General features: G+C 71.1%; 13 protein-coding genes and 2 tRNA genes. 12 read left to right on the top strand and 3 right to left on the bottom strand.

Annotated elements, in window-relative coordinates:
* Positions 1-3: 3 nt before the first annotated feature.
* The 8 genes from ACH4ZX_RS33355 to ACH4ZX_RS33320 all read left to right on the top strand — a co-directional run bounded on the left by ACH4ZX_RS33355 (position 4) and on the right by ACH4ZX_RS33320 (position 8,462).
* Positions 4-921 (top strand): carbohydrate ABC transporter permease, encoded by a 918-nt coding sequence (locus ACH4ZX_RS33355; RefSeq protein WP_398281084.1) that lies wholly within the window; start codon positions 4-6, stop codon positions 919-921.
* The gene (locus ACH4ZX_RS33350) at positions 914-1,831 is read left to right on the top strand and encodes a carbohydrate ABC transporter permease (RefSeq protein ID WP_398281081.1); all 918 of its coding nucleotides are present in this window, start codon (positions 914-916) and stop codon (positions 1,829-1,831) included. Before ACH4ZX_RS33355 ends, ACH4ZX_RS33350 begins: the two co-directional genes overlap by 8 nt.
* 69 nt (positions 1,832-1,900) lie before the next feature.
* Positions 1,901-3,169, top strand: coding sequence for an ABC transporter substrate-binding protein (locus tag ACH4ZX_RS33345; RefSeq protein WP_398281078.1), 1,269 nt, complete (start codon positions 1,901-1,903; stop codon positions 3,167-3,169).
* Between the two features lie 110 nt (positions 3,170-3,279).
* On the top strand, positions 3,280-4,389 hold the full coding sequence (locus ACH4ZX_RS33340; RefSeq protein ID WP_398281075.1) for a glycoside hydrolase family 15 protein: 1,110 nt from the start codon (positions 3,280-3,282) through the stop codon (positions 4,387-4,389).
* Positions 4,386-6,623 (top strand): TIM-barrel domain-containing protein, encoded by a 2,238-nt coding sequence (locus ACH4ZX_RS33335; RefSeq protein ID WP_398281072.1) that lies wholly within the window; start codon positions 4,386-4,388, stop codon positions 6,621-6,623. Before ACH4ZX_RS33340 ends, ACH4ZX_RS33335 begins: the two co-directional genes overlap by 4 nt.
* Before the next feature lie 537 nt (positions 6,624-7,160).
* Positions 7,161-7,604, top strand: coding sequence for a ribosome silencing factor (gene rsfS / locus ACH4ZX_RS33330; protein WP_324785665.1), 444 nt, complete (start codon positions 7,161-7,163; stop codon positions 7,602-7,604).
* The gene (locus ACH4ZX_RS33325; RefSeq protein WP_398281067.1) at positions 7,604-8,272 is read left to right on the top strand and encodes a histidine phosphatase family protein; all 669 of its coding nucleotides are present in this window, start codon (positions 7,604-7,606) and stop codon (positions 8,270-8,272) included. The genes rsfS and ACH4ZX_RS33325 overlap by 1 nt, the downstream gene beginning before the upstream one ends.
* A 117-nt stretch (positions 8,273-8,389) precedes the next feature.
* A tRNA-Ala gene (locus tag ACH4ZX_RS33320) sits at positions 8,390-8,462 on the top strand.
* Between the two features lie 85 nt (positions 8,463-8,547).
* Here the strand turns inward: ACH4ZX_RS33320 and ACH4ZX_RS33315 are convergent.
* Positions 8,548-9,468, bottom strand: coding sequence for a helix-turn-helix transcriptional regulator (locus ACH4ZX_RS33315; protein WP_398281064.1), 921 nt, complete (start codon positions 9,466-9,468; stop codon positions 8,548-8,550).
* Positions 9,469-9,705: 237 nt separating this feature from the next.
* Here ACH4ZX_RS33315 and ACH4ZX_RS33310 point away from each other — a divergent pair, with 237 nt between their 5' ends.
* The 4 genes from ACH4ZX_RS33310 to ACH4ZX_RS33295 all read left to right on the top strand — a co-directional run bounded on the left by ACH4ZX_RS33310 (position 9,706) and on the right by ACH4ZX_RS33295 (position 11,725).
* On the top strand, positions 9,706-11,064 hold the full coding sequence (locus ACH4ZX_RS33310) for an MFS transporter (protein WP_398281140.1): 1,359 nt from the start codon (positions 9,706-9,708) through the stop codon (positions 11,062-11,064).
* A gap of 69 nt (positions 11,065-11,133) precedes the next feature.
* Positions 11,134-11,307, top strand: coding sequence for a hypothetical protein (locus ACH4ZX_RS33305; protein WP_107057459.1), 174 nt, complete (start codon positions 11,134-11,136; stop codon positions 11,305-11,307).
* A gap of 3 nt (positions 11,308-11,310) precedes the next feature.
* Positions 11,311-11,544 carry a hypothetical protein gene (locus ACH4ZX_RS33300; protein ID WP_003976229.1) on the top strand — a complete coding sequence of 78 codons (234 nt, stop codon included), beginning with the start codon at positions 11,311-11,313 and terminating at the stop codon, positions 11,542-11,544.
* Between the two features lie 108 nt (positions 11,545-11,652).
* Positions 11,653-11,725, top strand: a tRNA-Ala gene (locus tag ACH4ZX_RS33295).
* 175 nt (positions 11,726-11,900) lie between these two features.
* On the opposite strand, the gene ACH4ZX_RS33290 is transcribed toward ACH4ZX_RS33295, so the two are convergent.
* Both ACH4ZX_RS33290 and ACH4ZX_RS33285 read right to left on the bottom strand, forming a co-directional pair.
* On the bottom strand, positions 11,901-13,514 hold the full coding sequence (locus tag ACH4ZX_RS33290) for an NADH-ubiquinone oxidoreductase-F iron-sulfur binding region domain-containing protein (RefSeq protein WP_360745924.1): 1,614 nt from the start codon (positions 13,512-13,514) through the stop codon (positions 11,901-11,903).
* Positions 13,511-14,845, bottom strand: a complete 1,335-nt coding sequence (locus ACH4ZX_RS33285) for a cytochrome b/b6 domain-containing protein (RefSeq protein ID WP_398281059.1) — start codon at positions 14,843-14,845, stop codon at positions 13,511-13,513. Before ACH4ZX_RS33285 ends, ACH4ZX_RS33290 begins: the two co-directional genes overlap by 4 nt.
* Positions 14,846-15,143: the final 298 nt, after the last annotated feature.

Below are 15,143 nucleotides of genomic sequence, written 5' to 3'. Positions count from 1 at the left end.
GGGATGTCTGCCCGTTCCGGCAAGGGCCCGCTGCCCGGCGCGGCTCGCCGTGACAGGTGGCGCAACCGCGGCGCGGTGCTGTTCTTCCTGGCGCCGAGTGCCGTTCCGCTTGTCCTGTTCACCCTTTGCCCGATGATCTCCTCCCTGTGGATCAGCTTCCACTCCTGGGACCTGGTGTCCCCGATGCGCTGGGTGGGTCTGGCCAACTACACGCACCTGCTCGGCGACGGCGACACCCATGCCGCCTTCGCCCATACCGTCTACTTCATCACCGGCTATCTGCCGCTCGTGTACGTGGGTGGCCTGGCGCTGGCGCTCGCCCTCAACCGCCGCATGCGCGGGCGGAGCATCCTCAGAGCCGTCTACTTCCTCCCTGTCGTCACCAGTTGGGTCGCGGTGTCGCTGACGTGGAAGTGGATCCTCAGCCCCAATGGTGGCCTGGTCAACCAGGTGCTCGGCGCTGTGGGCCTGCCGGCCCCCGACTGGTGGGCGTCCCCGACATGGGCCCTGCCTTCGGTGATCCTCGCGTCGGCTTGGAAGGACCTTGGATTCGTCATGGTCGTCCTGCTGGCGGGACTGCAGGAGATTCCCCGGGAACTGTACGAGGCGGCCACGATCGACGGGGCCGGCGCCTGGCAGCGGTTCAGGCGCATCACACTGCCGCTGCTCTCGCCCTCCACCTACTTCATCGTGCTCATCTCCCTGATAAACGGCTTCCAGGTGTTCGACCAGGTCTTCGTGATGACCGGCGGCGGCCCTGCCGGGGCCTCCCGGCCTGTCGTCGAGGAGGTGTACGACCTGTCCTTCCGGTACGGGCAGGTCGGCAGCGGCTCCGCTCTGTCGTGGCTGCTGTTCGCGGTGATGATGGCCGTCACCGCGGTCATGGCCCGCATACAGCGACGGTGGGTGACCCATGCCTGAGCTGAGCGAGACCCACACCCGGCGCTCCGCCGCCGCGCCCGTCCCCTCGGGCGCTCCCCGGCGCGGCGGGACTGCCCGGAGCCGTCTCTCACCGTCCCGCCGGCGCCTGAAGCTGGCGTTGGTCACCAGCATGGTCGTCCTCGGGGCGGCCGGGATGCTCTTCCCGTTCCTGTGGACCCTGATCACCTCGCTGCAGCCGAACGGCAGCGGCATCTCGGCCCCCTCGCTGGTGCCAGGCACCGTCAGCGGGGACGGCTACCGCACCCTCCTCCACGCCCTGCCCTTCACCCGGGTCGCCGTCAACAGCCTGTGGCTGGCACTGGTCTCGACCGTCGTCCAGATCGTCACCAGCTCCATGGCCGCGTACGCCTTCTCCCGATTGCGCTTCTGCGGCCGGGGCCTGGTGTTCGGCTGTTACCTCGCCACCATGATGATCCCGCTGCAGGTCCTCATCGTCCCGCTCTTCGCGGAGATGAAGGCGCTGAACCTGGTCGACACCTACGCCGCCGTTCTCGCCCCGACCCTCGCCTCCGGCTTCGGAGTCTTCCTGCTGCGCCAGGCGATGGACGGCGTGCCACGGGAACTGGACGAAGCGGCCCGCCTCGACGGCGCCGGGCACCTGTGGATCTTCGGGTGGGTGGTGCTCCCGCTGGTGCGCCCGGCGCTGGCGACCTTCTCCGTCTTCGCCTTCATGGCCAGCTGGAACAGCTTCCTGTGGCCGTTGGTCATCATCCGGTCGCCGGAGTTCATGACTCTGCCGCTGGCGCTGGCCGGCCTCCAGGGCCAGTTCAGCACTCAATGGAACGTGGCCATGGCCGGCTCCGTCCTCGGCACCCTCCCGATCGTGATCCTCTACCTCTTCACCCAGAAGTACGTGGTGCAGAGCGTCGCCCGGTCAGGGCTGAAGTAGCCGCCGGACCCCATTCGACCCACCCCCCCATTTCTCACTGCCTCACGCCCCGCCATTCAGGAGAAAGTCATGCAAACCACCCGATTCACCCTCGCCGCCGGCATCGCGGCACTGGCTCTCACCACCGCCTGCTCCCAAGGCTCCGCGACGAGATCCTCCTCTGCCGACGGCGTGACCACCGTCCGCTACATGACCTTCTCCGCCGGCACCGACCACGCCAAGGATCTCGACGCCATCGTCAAGGCGTTCGAGAAGCAGAACCCGGCCATCAAGGTCCAGGTGCAGTCCGTGCCCTACGCGAACTACGCCACCACCCTGCAGACCGCGATCTCCGGTGGCACCGCGCCGGACACCTTCGAACTCGACCAGCAGAGCCTGGCCACCTACGCCTCCTCCGGTGCCCTCCTCGATCTGGCCGGACCGGCCGCCAAGGACCCCGCCTACCGCTCCTCCGTGTACGCTCCGGCCAACCTGAAGGCCGCACAGTACAAGGGCAAGCAGTACGCGCTGCCGGAGTCCTTCTCCACCGTGGTCCTCATCTACAACAAGACGCTCTTCGCCAAGGCCGGCGTCCCCGTTCCCACCGCGAGCTGGACCTGGAAGGACGAGCAGGCCGCCGCGCGCAAGCTCACCGACCGGGGCAAGGGCGTGTGGGGCGACTACCAGCCGATCACCTACAACGAGTTCTCCAAGGCCCTCGACCAGGCGGGCGGCTCCTTCCTGTCCGCCGACGGCACCAAGGCGACCTTCGACAGCCCCCAGGGCGTCACCGCCGCGAAATGGCTGATCGGCAAGAACAAGACGACCATGCCGGATGCGGCGAAGACCGCGAACACTCCCGACTACGACACCAACCTCTTCAAGGCGGGCAAGCTCGCCATGTGGCACAACGGCAACTGGCAGTTCAGCGCCCTGCAGGACGTCCCCTTCGACTGGGACGTGGTCGTCGAGCCCGGTGACACCCACAAGGCCAGTGCGGTCTTCCAGAACTCGGTCGGCATCTCCAAGACCACCGGGCACGCCGATGCCGCCTTCAAGTGGCTGGCCTACCTCACCGCCTCCGACGTCACCGCCAAGACCCGCGTCGACTCCTCCTGGGAACTCCCGCCGCTGGCCGACACCAGCAAGGTCGCCGACTACCTGGACGCGGGCAGGCCTGCCAACCGTCAAGCCGTCTTCGACTCACTCGAGCACCAGGCCACGGCGCCCGTCATCGCCAGGCAGCAGCAGATGCAGGACATCGTCAACAACGCTCTCAGCAACGCCGCCGCCGGCCGGACGGATGTCACCAAGGCGCTGTCCCAGGCCGCCCAGCAGGTCACCGCGCTGCTGAAGTGATGCTTCGGGTTGCCCGCTGGACACCTGACCATCCCGCGGGCAACCCGAACCCCCGCCGCCGTACCGGACATCCCCCCACATCCGCGCCATCCGCACAGGAGAGACACACCTTGCCCACCCCCGCTACGCAGTCGCCCGGTCACGCGCGCCTCGCCCGCCGCAGCCTGGAGGTGATCACCACCGAGCAGGCGCCCTCCGGGGCCTACCCGGCCTGTCCGGACTACGAGGTCTATCGCTATTCGTGGTTCCGTGACGGCTCCTTCATCGCTGAGGCCGCCTCGCGCGGCGGCGCCGTCGACTCCGCCGACGCCTTCCACCGGTGGTGCGCCAACGTGGTCACCGACCGCGCCGACCGCATCGGACGGATCGTCGCCGCGAGGGCGGCCGGCGAACAGCCCGCGGAGGCCGACCTGCTGCCCACCCGCTACACGCTGGAAGGCGCGGACACCGGTGACGTCGGCTGGTGGGACTTCCAGACCGACGGCTACGGCACCTGGCTGTGGGCGCTCACCGAGCATCTGCGCCGACACGGCAGCGACCCGGCCCCCTACCGCGAGGCGGTCCGTCTGACCGTCGGCTATCTCGCCGCAACCTGGGACCTTCCTTGTTACGACTGGTGGGAGGAGTACAGGGAACACCGGCACGGGGCGACGCTCGGCGCGATCCGCGGCGGGCTCGCCGCCATCCACGCGGCGGGGCTCGACGACACCGGGCTGTGCGAGCGTACGGTCACGCGGATCGACACACTCGTACGCGACGACGGCCTGTACGACGGCGGTCTGGCCAAGTGGCTGGGCGGCGACACGGTCGACGCCAGCCTGCTGGCCTGCCTGACACCCTTTGCCTCCGTCGACCCGGCCGGACCGATCGCGAGGGCGACACTCGCCGCGATCGAACGAGACCTGGTGGAGCCCGAAGGCGGAGTGCACCGATACCCGCAGGACGTCTTCTACGGTGGCGGGCAGTGGCCCGTCCTCGCGGGGCTGCTCGGCTGGCACTACGCACGCGTCGGCCGCGTCGACGACGCCCGCCGCGAGCTGGATTGGATCGCCTCTCAGGCAGCCGACGGGCTGCTGCCCGAACAGGCCCCCGGCGTGCGCCTGCTGGCGCCGGAACACCTTGCCCGGTGGGAGGAACGCTGGGGGCCCAACGCCACCCCGCTGTTGTGGTCCCACGCGATGTACCTGATCCTCGCCCACGAATTGGGAGTCCTCGTATGATCCGCCACCGTCCGCACGGCTCCGGCCACGCCTACGAGCCGACCGACGATCAGCGCGTGCCCGTGATCCCCCTCGCCGGCGAGCCCTTCGAAGTGCGCGCCTCCACGGGGTACGACATCGAGGCCGTGGTCTGCGAGTGGGACGACGGCGACGGCGTCGTCGAACTGACCGCCGTCACCGAAAAGGCCGCCCAGCGCATCGGCGACAGCGGTGGCGATGACGACAGCCATCTCGCCGCGGCGGCCGCGGGCCGCCGCGGGGACCGCCACCGCTGGGTGGTACGCCCCGCCCCGCTCGCCGAAGGCACGAGCGCCCGCTATCGCTTCGTCGCCCGGCACCGTGACGGCCGTATCCGCACAACGTCCTGGCACACCGTCGCCCCGGCCGTGTGGCGCGCGGGGGCCGGACGACTGCGGGTCATCGCGCATGCACAAGCCGACCGCCTGGTCGAAGGTTCGGATTCCAGCCTGGTGGCCGCCGACGGCACGGTGTTGCGGATCCGCTTCGCGCTGCGGCTGGCGCCCGGCGCACACGTGGTCGGCTTCGGTGAGCGCTACAACGCCGTCGACCAGCGCGGGCGCACCCTGGACGCCCAGGTCTTCGAGCAGTACAAGGGACAGGGTTTCACCCACCGTACCTACCTGCCGATGCCCTTCGCGATGGTGCTGGGCGGGGACAGTTGGGCCTTCCACGTCCGCACATCCCGCCGCACCTGGTACGACGTCGGCGCGAGCGACCCGGACCTGCTGTGGGTCGAGGCGCAGACCCCGCCGGACGGCTCACTCGAGACGGTCTGCTTCAGCGGCGCCCCGCACGAGTTGCTGTCCGCCTTCCTCGACGAAACCGGCCGGCCCGAGGAACTGCCCGACTGGATCTTTCGCCTGTGGGCCAGCGGCAACGAGTGGAACACGCAAGCGCGCGTGATCGCCGAGATGGACCGCCATCGCGATGAGGACATTCCCGTCGGCGTGCTGGTCATCGAAGCATGGAGCGACGAGTCGACCTTCACCGTCTTCCGGGACGCCCGGTACACGGTCACCGAGGACGGCGCCCCGCACCGCCTGGCCGACTTCACCTTTCCCGCGGACGGAGCCTGGCCCGACCCCAAGGGCATGGTCGACGAACTGCACCAGCGCGGCATCAAGGTGCTGCTCTGGCAGATCCCGCTGATGAAGATGCGCCCGGCGCCCCGCGGCCAGGCCGCCGCGGATGCCCGCGCGATGATCGACCATGGATACACCGTCATGGAAGAGGGCGGCAAGCGGCCCTACCGCAACCGAGGCTGGTGGTTCCCCCAAGCGCTGATGCCGGACCTCACCAACCCCGAGGCACGCCAGTGGTGGCTGTCCAAGCGCCGTTACCTGGTCGAGGAGGTCGGCATCGACGGCTTCAAGACGGACGGCGGCGAGCACGCCTGGGGCGAGGATCTGCGCTACGCCGACGGGACCACCGGCGCGCAGACCAACAACCTGTTCACCGTCGAATACCCGCGTGCCTACGGCGAGTTGTTGCGCGACAGCGGCAAGGCCCCGGTCACCTTCAGCCGTGCCGGGTTCACCGGCTCGCAGAACGCGGGCGTCTTCTGGGCCGGCGACGAGGACTCCACCTGGGACGCCTACCGGCATTCCCTCAACGCCGGCATCACCGCCTCGGCCTGCGGGATCGTCTACTGGGGCTGGGACATCGCGGGCTTCTCCGGCGACGTCCCGGACGCCGAACTGTACGTCCGGGCCATGGCGGCGTCGTGCTTCATGCCGATCATGCAATACCACTCGGAGTTCAACCACCACCGGCTGCCGCTGCGCGACCGCACCCCGTGGAACATCGCGGACCGCTCCGGCGACCCGCGCGTCCTGGAGATCTCCCGCAAGTACGCACGCCTGCGCGAGCGCTTGGTGCCGTACCTGGCGCAGGAGACGCGCACCGGCCTGGCACAGGGCAGGCCGCTGATGCGGGGGCTCTTCTTCGACGACGCCGCGGACGACCGCATCTGGGACTTTCCCGACCAGTTCCGGCTCGGCTCGGCCCTGCTGGTGGCGCCGGTCACCACGCCCGGCGCCGGCAGCAGGACCGTGTATCTGCCCGACGGCGAGTGGGTCGACGTCTGGACCGGCCAACGGCACACGGGCGGGCGGGTCGTGGAACGGGCCACCCCGCTGGATGTCATCCCCGTGTTCGCGACCGCGGACCGGTGGGCCGGCCTCGAAGCGGTCTTCGCCGACACCGGCGACTGAGCCGGGGACCAGCTGCCGCACGCCCCGGGCCTGCGTCCGTGCGCCTGTCCTGCCCCCCGGGGCAGCGCAGCACCTGTGGATCTGCCAGGCAGGTGCCGCGCCGGGCCGCTCGGTGCTCACCGCCGCGTGCCGCCCACGTCGGCGCGGAGCCCGGGCCATCCCCCATCCGGTGGGTTGCGGCCGTGTCGGGTGCGGAACAACCGGGCCCGCAACCAGGCCTTCCCACCCTCGACGATGGTGACCACCGTGACCGCGGTGCCGCCGAACATCGGTCGGTCGGCTGAGGGACCGGCGCGGCATCGCCGCCCGCTTCGACGAGACGTCCGAGGGCCACCTCGCCGGCCCCGGACTGCGCGCCCCGGCGATCCGGCTCGGAGGTCTCCGGCCGGCAGCCGGTTGATCGCGACATCACACAGGCTCTGGCAGGCCGTGCCGAGAACGGCGGCGCCCCACGTGATGCGTGCATATCACGTGGGGCGCCGAGGCCGGTCCGTGAGACCCTTGGGTGCCAAGTGACCACCGACCGAAAGCCACGTAGTGACCGCCACTGACCGCTCTCTGGAGCTCATCAACACCGCCGCGCAGGCGGCCGCCGACAAGCTGGCGCACGACATCATCGCCTACGACGTCAGCGACGTGCTGTCGATCACGGACGCCTTCCTGCTGGCCTCCGCCCCCAGCGACCGCCAGGTCAAGTCGATCGTCGACGAGATCGAGGAGCGGCTGCTGAAGGAGCTCGGCGCCAAGCCGGTGCGCCGCGAGGGCGACCGCGAGGCCCGCTGGGTCCTGCTCGACTACGTCGACATCGTCGTCCACGTGCAGCACAGCGAGGAGCGCGTCTTCTACGCCCTGGAGCGGCTGTGGAAGGACTGCCCCGAGATCGAACTGCCCGAGGACGCCAAGGCCACCCGCGGCAAGGCCGAGGAGCACGCGAAGCTGAAGGCGGCCGAGGAGGCGGCGGAGCCGGGCGGTGAGTGGTGATGAGCACCACCGACGAGGTGCCCGGCGACAAGAGCCGGGGCCGTCGCCTCATCCTGTGGCGGCACGGCCAGACCTCATGGAACGTGGAGCGGCGGTTCCAGGGCACCACGGACGTACCGCTCACCGAGACCGGTGTCGCCCAGGCCCGCCGCGCCGCCCGGCTGCTCGTCTCCCTCAGGCCCGACGCGATCGTCGCCTCCGACCTGCAGCGGGCCGCCCGGACGGCCGGCGAGCTCGCCGCGCTCACCGGTCTGGAGGTCACCCACGACGAGGGGCTGCGCGAGACCTACGCGGGCAAGTGGCAGGGCCTGACGCACGAGGAGATCCTCGAACGGTACGGCGAGGAGTACGGCGCGTGGAAGCGCGGCGAGCCGGTCCGCCGCGGCGGCGGCGAACTGGAGACCGAGGTGGCCGAGCGCGCCGCCCCGGTCGTGCTGCGGCACGCCGAGAAGCTCCCCGACGACGGCACGCTCGTCGTGGTCAGCCACGGCGGCACGATCCGCACCACCATCGGGCGCCTCCTGGGCCTGGAGGCCCGCCACTGGGAGAGCCTCGGCGGTCTGTCCAACTGCTGCTGGTCCGTGCTCGGCGAGGGAGCCCGCGGCTGGCGCCTGCTGGAGCACAACGCCGGCACCCTGCCGGAGCCGGTCCTCGGCGACGACGACTGAGCCGCGGTCGGGCCGTCGTCCGGGCCGTCGTCCCGGGCCCGGACCCGGATTTCACTTTCCGGCAGGTCGCAGGCTAAAGTTCTTCTTGTTCGCCCCGCCGAGCGGGAAGAACAGCAAGGGGCTATAGCTCAGTTGGTAGAGCGCCTGCATGGCATGCAGGAGGTCAGGAGTTCAATTCTCCTTAGCTCCACGGATCGGCAACTCCGCGGGTCGACACACTGTCGAGTTGTCAAGGATCGTCGATGAGATCCCGTCCCCTCAAGGGCGGGATCTTTTCATTGCGCCCGCACCTGCGTCCGCACCTGCGTCCGGACCTGCGCCCGCGCCGTCGCTGCGGCCGACGCCGTGGGCGGCCACAGGGCCTCCCTGCGCTCCAGCAGCACCGCCGTGCGCCGCGCCGTCTCCTCGTCGTCCGGCGTGTAGACGACGATCCGGCACTCCGGCATGCCGTTGACCGACAGCGACACCGACGTCATCCGCAGCTCGCCCACGTCCGCGTGCCGGAAGACCTTCACCCGCCGTCCCGGCTGCGCCACGTCGCCGGTCTCCCACAGGCCCGCGAACAGCGGGCTCGCCGCGGACAGGTCGCGTATGAAGTCCTCCCAGGCCGGCTCCCCGGCGTGCAGCCCGTAGGCGGCGCGCAGGGTCGCCACCATCACCGGCAGCTCCCGCTCCCGGTACAGCAGCGGGCAGCTCTCCTCGTCCGCCGTGAACAGCCTCCACAGCGCGTTGGGAGGATGACCGGCCGGTATCGGCTCCGGATAGAACAGGTCCCGGTAGACGGAGTTGGCGGCCAGGATGTCGTACCGCGAGTTGTAGACCACCGCCGGGCGCGGGACCAGGGCGTCGATGATGCCCCGGATCTCCGGTCCCACCGTCTGCGCGAGCTCCTCCGGCGCGGGCGTGTACGGCACCTCCGCCAGGTGGTAGAGGTGCTCGCGCTCCGGCGGGTCCAGCCGCAGGGTGCGCGCCACGGCGTCCAGGACCTGCCCGGAGGCGTTGATCGGCCGGCCCTGCTCCAGCCACGTGTACCAGGTGACGCCGACGCCCGAGAGCTGGGCGACCTCCTCGCGGCGCAGCCCCGGCGTGCGGCGCCGCAGCCCCGGCGGCATCCCCACGTCGGCCGGTGTCACCCGGGCCCGCCTGCTGCGCAGGAACGCGGCCAGCTCGGGTCGCCGTCGCTGTGCCGTCCCCATCCTCACACCCCCCTCGTCACGACCATCGTCGGTGCCCGCCGCGTCGGCTGCCAGGTGCTGTCAGTACCAGCATCGGCGGGCTCTCGGCACCCGTACCGGAGTCTCGCCAGGCTCAGCGGCATGACGACGACTCCCAGGACCACCTCCGGGACGGATACCGGTACGCGGCCGGATCCCCGTCCCGCACCCAGTAAAGCCCCCGCCACTGACAACCGGCCCCGGGCGGTGCTCGCGCTCGTGCTCGCGGCCCAGTTCATGGCGCTGCTCGACGTGTTCATCGTGAACGTCGCGGCCCCCACCATCGGCACGGAACTGCGGGCCTCCGGAGCCGACCTGCAGCTGGTGATCGCCGGATACGCCATCACGTACTCGGTCCTGCTGATCACCGGCGCCCGGCTCGGCGACCGTCTCGGGCACGGCCGGGTGCACCTCGCCGGGCTCGCCCTGTTCACCGCCGCCTCGCTCGCCTGCGGGCTGGCCCAGGGATCCACCGAACTGATCGTCTTCCGGCTGGTGCAGGGAGCCGGCTCGGCGCTGATGATCCCGCAGGTGCTCAGCCTCATCCAGCGCACCTTCACCGGCGAGGCCCGGGCCCGGGCGCTCGGCGCGTACTCGGCGGTCCTCGCGGTCGGCGCCGCCGCCGGGCAGGTGGTCGGCGGGATCCTGGTCAGCGCCGACCTGTTCGGCACCAGCTGGCGGCCGGTGTTCCTGGTCAACGTGCCGGTGGGCCTCGTCCTGCTCGCCGTCGGCCGGCGCGTCCTGCCGCGCGGCGCGGGAGCCGAGCGGGCGCGCGGGCTGGACCTGCCGGGCCTGGTGCTGCTCGGCGCGGCCGTGTCGCTGTTCACGGTGCCGCTGGTGCTCGGCCAGGAGGAGGACTGGCCGCTGTGGTCCTGGCTGTCGCTGGCCGCCGCGGCCGTCCTGTTCGCCGCGTTCTGCCGCTACGAGTCCCGGCTCGCCCGGCGCGGCGGCGCTCCGCTGATCGCTCCCCGGGTGCTGCGCCACCCCGGCATGAGCCTGGCGGTCTTCCGCGTCTTCGCCGTGATGGCCGTCAACGGCGGCTTCCTGTTCGCGCTCACCCTGCACGTCCAGGGCGGCCTCGGCTACAGCGCCCTGCGCTCCGGTCTCACCTTCGCGCCGACCGCGGTGGTCTTCGGGCTGGTCGGGCTGACCTGGCGGTCCTGGCCGGCGTCCTGGCAGCGCCTGCTGATCCCCGCCGGGTTCGTGGTCACGGCGCTGTCCGTGGCGGGCGCGGGGCTGGTGCTCAAGGGCGGCGACGACGGCGGCGCGCCGCTGTACGTCGCGTACGCCGGCGTCGGCGCGGGACTCGCGCTCGGTTTCAGCCCCACCCTGACCCGCGCGCTGGCGACCGTACGGCAGGAGGACGCTGCGGACGCCAGCGGACTGCTGGCGACGGTCACCCAGCTCGGACAGCTGACCGGAGTCGCCGCGTTCGGCACACTGTTCCTGAACCGGCTTGAGTCACTCGGGGCCTTCACGGCGTATACCTCTGCGGAGGCGCTTCTGGCGTGCATGTTCGCGCTGGCCGGGACGGCCGCGGCGGGTGCCGTGTCCGGACTGGTACTGAGGCGTCGCTGACCGTATCGGTCCGGCCGTGGCAGAATCAAACGGCCGGAAGGGGGCGCGACCCGACGGGAGGGAGCAGTGATGCCTGCGAGCATCCTCGAGGAGGTCGGCCACCTACTCGAAGCGGCGTCGACACGGGACACGGTCACCCGGCTCAGCTGCCCTTCCTGCGGTTCCGTGCACGTCGCCCAGGTCCTCGGCGACAACGGCGGGATCTCCTACGTGTGCACGGCCTGCGGCCACAGCTGGAGCTGAGCGATGGGTGCACACCGACGGAAGTGCGACTGGTGCGGCAGCGGTACGCCGATCGTCCGCGACATGGAGCCGGTCAACCCCGACTACCAGTACTGGTGCGAGGAGTGCGCGCGGGCGCTGATCATAAAAGGCGACCCGATCGAGACGTACCGCGAACTCGAGGGCGAGCCGATCTACGGCCGGCTCCTGGAGGAGCACTGCACCCTCAAACGCTTCTACTCGTTCGTCACCGCCTGACCCCGGCGGGCGTCCGAAGGGGTGCCGACGGAAACGATTTGGTGTTGGCCGGGGTCGACCGTGTAATGTTGGCGTCGCCGCCGGGGAAACCCGGTGGGACACCGGCAAGGGGCTATAGCTCAGTTGGTAGAGCGCCTGCATGGCATGCAGGAGGTCAGGAGTTCAATTCTCCTTAGCTCCACAGCGATCGAGGGCGGGTCATCCGATGGATGGCCCGCCCTCGGTGCGTCTCAGCGCATTTCCGTCGTCTCAGTGCGTCTCAGCGCGTCTCAGCGCGTCTCCGTGCGTGCGGGAAACGAGACGGGACGGCGGGCCGGCACCAGCAGGGGTGGCCCGCCGTCCCGTTCGCGTCCGCCTCAGCGGCCCAGCGCCCGCCGCCCCCGGCCCTGCGAGAGCACCGGCAGGTTGCGGGAGGGGGCCCGGTCGCGCGGGGCCTCCTCCTCGATGCGCAGGGCGAGCGCGGGGCAGCGGCGCACCGCGCGCAGCGCCTTGGCCTCCGCGTAACGCGGCACCTGCGCCTGCGCCACGGTGGGGAAGCCGTCGGCGCCGAGCTCGAACACCTCCGGGAGGATGTCCGCGCACAGGCCGTGCCCCCGGCACAGCGTCCAGTCGACGTAGATCTTCTGACGGCTCGGGCCGGTCTCCTCGGGCTCCGCGCCGCCCGGGATGCCCGTGGGGGCCCTGCCCCCCTCGAACAGCGGCAGGACGCCCTCCACCGGCCGTCCGCAGCCGTTGCCGAGGACGTGCGCGGCGAGGTCGTCGGTGAACGCCTTGATGGTCGACTCCAGGAACATCGCGGAGCCGTCGGGATGCGAGCACGCCCCGCGCCGCTTGACGTTCTTGGCGACCTGCCTCAGCGCCTCCAGGGCGGCCGGGCCGCCGCCGTTGATGATGTCCTCCATGCCGCGCGCGGCCGCGGGCAGGCCGAGGTAGCAGGGACCGCACTGCCCCGCGCTCTCCTCCGCCAGCCACTGCGCCACCCGCAGCGACTCGCCCAGCGGACAGGTCTCCTGGCTGATCGGCAGGATCGCCCCGGCGCCCAGCGAGCCGCCCACCGCGTCCAGGGAGTTGCGGGAGACGATCGCCTCGTCGACGGTGGCCGCGTCGATCCACTTGCCGTGGTAGCCGCCGGTCAGCACGCCCTGCGGTACCGGCGGCGCGCCGGCCAGCTGCAGCACGTAGCGCAGCGGAACGCCCGTGGGGACCTCGATCACCATCGGGCGGGCGACCGCGCCGGAGACGGTCAGCATGACGGTGCCCGGCTCGTCGTACAGGCCGGTGTTGCCGTAGCGCTCCGGGCCGATGCGGGCGGCGATGGCGAGCTGCGCGAACGTCTCGGCGTTCGACAGCAGGGTGGGCGCTCCGCCGACGCCGTTCTGCGAGGCGCTGACCTTGCGGCCGGGCGGGATCGCCGGGCCGCCGTCGATGGAGCGGATCAGCGACGCGGCGGCGCCGGTGACCATCCGCACGGGGTTGCGCTGCACGAACGCGCGCAGCGCCGAGCGGCGGCTGTTGCTCAGCCCGCGTTCGGCGAGCGCGGCCTCCATGGAGCGCTGGGTGGACTCCCGGGTGACACCCACCACCAGCGTGCGGGCGCCCAGGGCCTCGGCGCACAGCAGCGCGCCGTCCAGGATGAGGTGCGGGGCACGGTTGATGAGCACCGTGTCCTTGCGGCAGGCCGGCTCGTCCTCGCTGCCGTTGACGACCACGACCGGCCGTACGCCGCGCTTGATCGCCGACTCGGCGACCGAGCGCAGCTTCTTGTGGAAGGGGAAGCCCGCGCCGCCGCGGCCCTTGAGGTTGATGCTCTCGGAGAGCTGCGCGAGCTGCTCGCCGCCCAGGGGTTCGAGCGGCCCGTGCACCTTCAGGTGCATGGGCAGGTCGAGCCGCTCGACAAGGTCGAAGCCCGAAGTGAGCTGCGGAAGGCCGACCACGCGGACTTCCGGGACGTCGGGCAGGGCCTCGTTCACCTATAGCCTCCGGAAGGCGTGTTCCAGGGTTCGCCCGAACCCGGTGCGTCGAACGACGCGCCGGGAGCCGGTTCGCCTGCGGGACCGCTGTTGTACGTGTTGTTGCTGTTGTACGTGTCGTACCGGGCGTTCGTCTCACCGGTGTCGTACACATCACTGCCCTGGTAGGCGGCCGTGCCCGCGCTGCCGTAGGCGGGGATGTTGAACCCGGTGTCCTGGAGCGGGTCGTAGGCCGACGGCGGCGCCTCGCCGACCGGCGGCGGCGACGGGACCGGCCAGCTGCCCGAGGTGCTGCCGCCGGTGTCCGCGCGGGGCATCGCCTGCGTCGGCTGCATGTCCGCCGACAGGTCCATGCGGGCGGTCTGGTCGGCCGGGAAGGACTGCGCCCCGCGCGGGGTGGAGACGGCGCGGTAGGCGGCCGCGAAGCCGTTCGCCGGCTCCGGGGTCATGGTGCGCGAGGCCGGGGCCTCGTACTGGGGAGTCTCGTACTGGGGAGTCTCGTACCGGGGGGCCGAGGCGGACGCCGCCGTCTCCGCGCGGGACGACGACCTCGGCACGCGCGCGTTGCCGTAGCCCGGCAGCGCGGAGGCCGCCTCGGCCATCCGGGCCCGGCTCGCGTCCAGCTCGTCGCGGCCCGCGCGCTCCTCGGTGCCCAGGAAGGCGGCGATCCGGTCGGCGACCCTGCGCTTGAAGGGGCGCGGGGCCGCGCGCAGGGCCAGCGCCGCGGCGACCGCGACCAGGCACAGCTCGTAGGACACCATGAAGAACGTCTTGGCCGGGCGGCCCGCGAACAGGCCGTGGATCAGCGCCGCGCACCAGGCGGGGTAGGCCAGCATGTGCATCGCGCGCCAGCGTGCGGCCACCGGCGCGGGGGAGGCGAACTGGTTGCGCAGGGCGCCGGTGACGCCCACGAAGATCATGAGCAGGCCGGCCAGGGAGCCGAGGCCGATGAGTCCGGCGCTGCCCTGGACGCCGAGGCTGAAGGGGATCAGCGCGGCGATCAGCTGGGTGTGGTCGAGCGCCAGCTTGATGGTGATGTGCACGAGCAGGAACGCGATGGAGGCGACGGCGGTCACCCGGTGGATGCCCTGTGCCACGATGCGCTGGCGGATGTTCAGGACGAGCCGGTCCTGGGCCACCAGCCCCCAGATCACCGAGCAGGTGAGGCTCACCAGGGACAGGACGCCCGCGCCGAAGTTGAGGAAGTCCTGGAGCCAGCCGCCTCCGAACAGCACGACGACGGGTATGAGCAGCAGTACGACAGCGGTCGCCATCCCGTAGGCCGACCGGCCCGGTTTGGGGAGCGAGCTGTTGCTACGACGAGGGTTCATGGGGGCAACTCCGAGCAGTTTCGGGAAAGCGGTCCCGCTGCCGAACTTTAAGTGGCGCCATACCGGTGGGTACGAGGTTTGGGCTATTGCGTTGTCGTGCGGGCGGTGGGTGGTCGCTGTGATGTCCTGTAGTTGTCGTTACGCGAAGTAACCTCTGGCTCCGGCGCCGGGCGGCACGGGGGCCAAGGAGGCATACGTATGTACGTCGCAGTCTGCTCAAGGGCTGCGGTACCCTAACGCCATGCGTGCCGTACGCCTTCTGCTTAGCGAGCCGCGCTGATCAGTCCCGACCGCCGGG

Origin of the sequence: Streptomyces sp. NPDC020490, from assembly GCF_044335305.1 — a bacterium.
Taxonomy (GTDB): domain Bacteria; phylum Actinomycetota; class Actinomycetes; order Streptomycetales; family Streptomycetaceae; genus Streptomyces.
The sequence above is the reverse complement of the archived record's forward strand: the minus strand, read 5'-3'. Positions and strand labels throughout refer to the sequence as shown.

Coding starts and splice junctions, on each gene's coding strand:
- ACH4ZX_RS33315 (WP_398281064.1), bottom strand. CDS start 9,468: ATGGGGACGGCACAGCGACGGCGACCCGAGCTGGCCGCGTTCCTGCGC.
- ACH4ZX_RS33335 (WP_398281072.1), top strand. CDS start 4,386: ATGATCCGCCACCGTCCGCACGGCTCCGGCCACGCCTACGAGCCGACC.
- ACH4ZX_RS33285 (WP_398281059.1), bottom strand. CDS start 14,845: ATGAACCCTCGTCGTAGCAACAGCTCGCTCCCCAAACCGGGCCGGTCG.
- ACH4ZX_RS33300 (WP_003976229.1), top strand. CDS start 11,311: ATGGGTGCACACCGACGGAAGTGCGACTGGTGCGGCAGCGGTACGCCG.
- ACH4ZX_RS33355 (WP_398281084.1), top strand. CDS start 4: ATGTCTGCCCGTTCCGGCAAGGGCCCGCTGCCCGGCGCGGCTCGCCGT.
- ACH4ZX_RS33305 (WP_107057459.1), top strand. CDS start 11,134: ATGCCTGCGAGCATCCTCGAGGAGGTCGGCCACCTACTCGAAGCGGCG.
- ACH4ZX_RS33325 (WP_398281067.1), top strand. CDS start 7,604: ATGAGCACCACCGACGAGGTGCCCGGCGACAAGAGCCGGGGCCGTCGC.
- ACH4ZX_RS33350 (WP_398281081.1), top strand. CDS start 914: ATGCCTGAGCTGAGCGAGACCCACACCCGGCGCTCCGCCGCCGCGCCC.
- ACH4ZX_RS33345 (WP_398281078.1), top strand. CDS start 1,901: ATGCAAACCACCCGATTCACCCTCGCCGCCGGCATCGCGGCACTGGCT.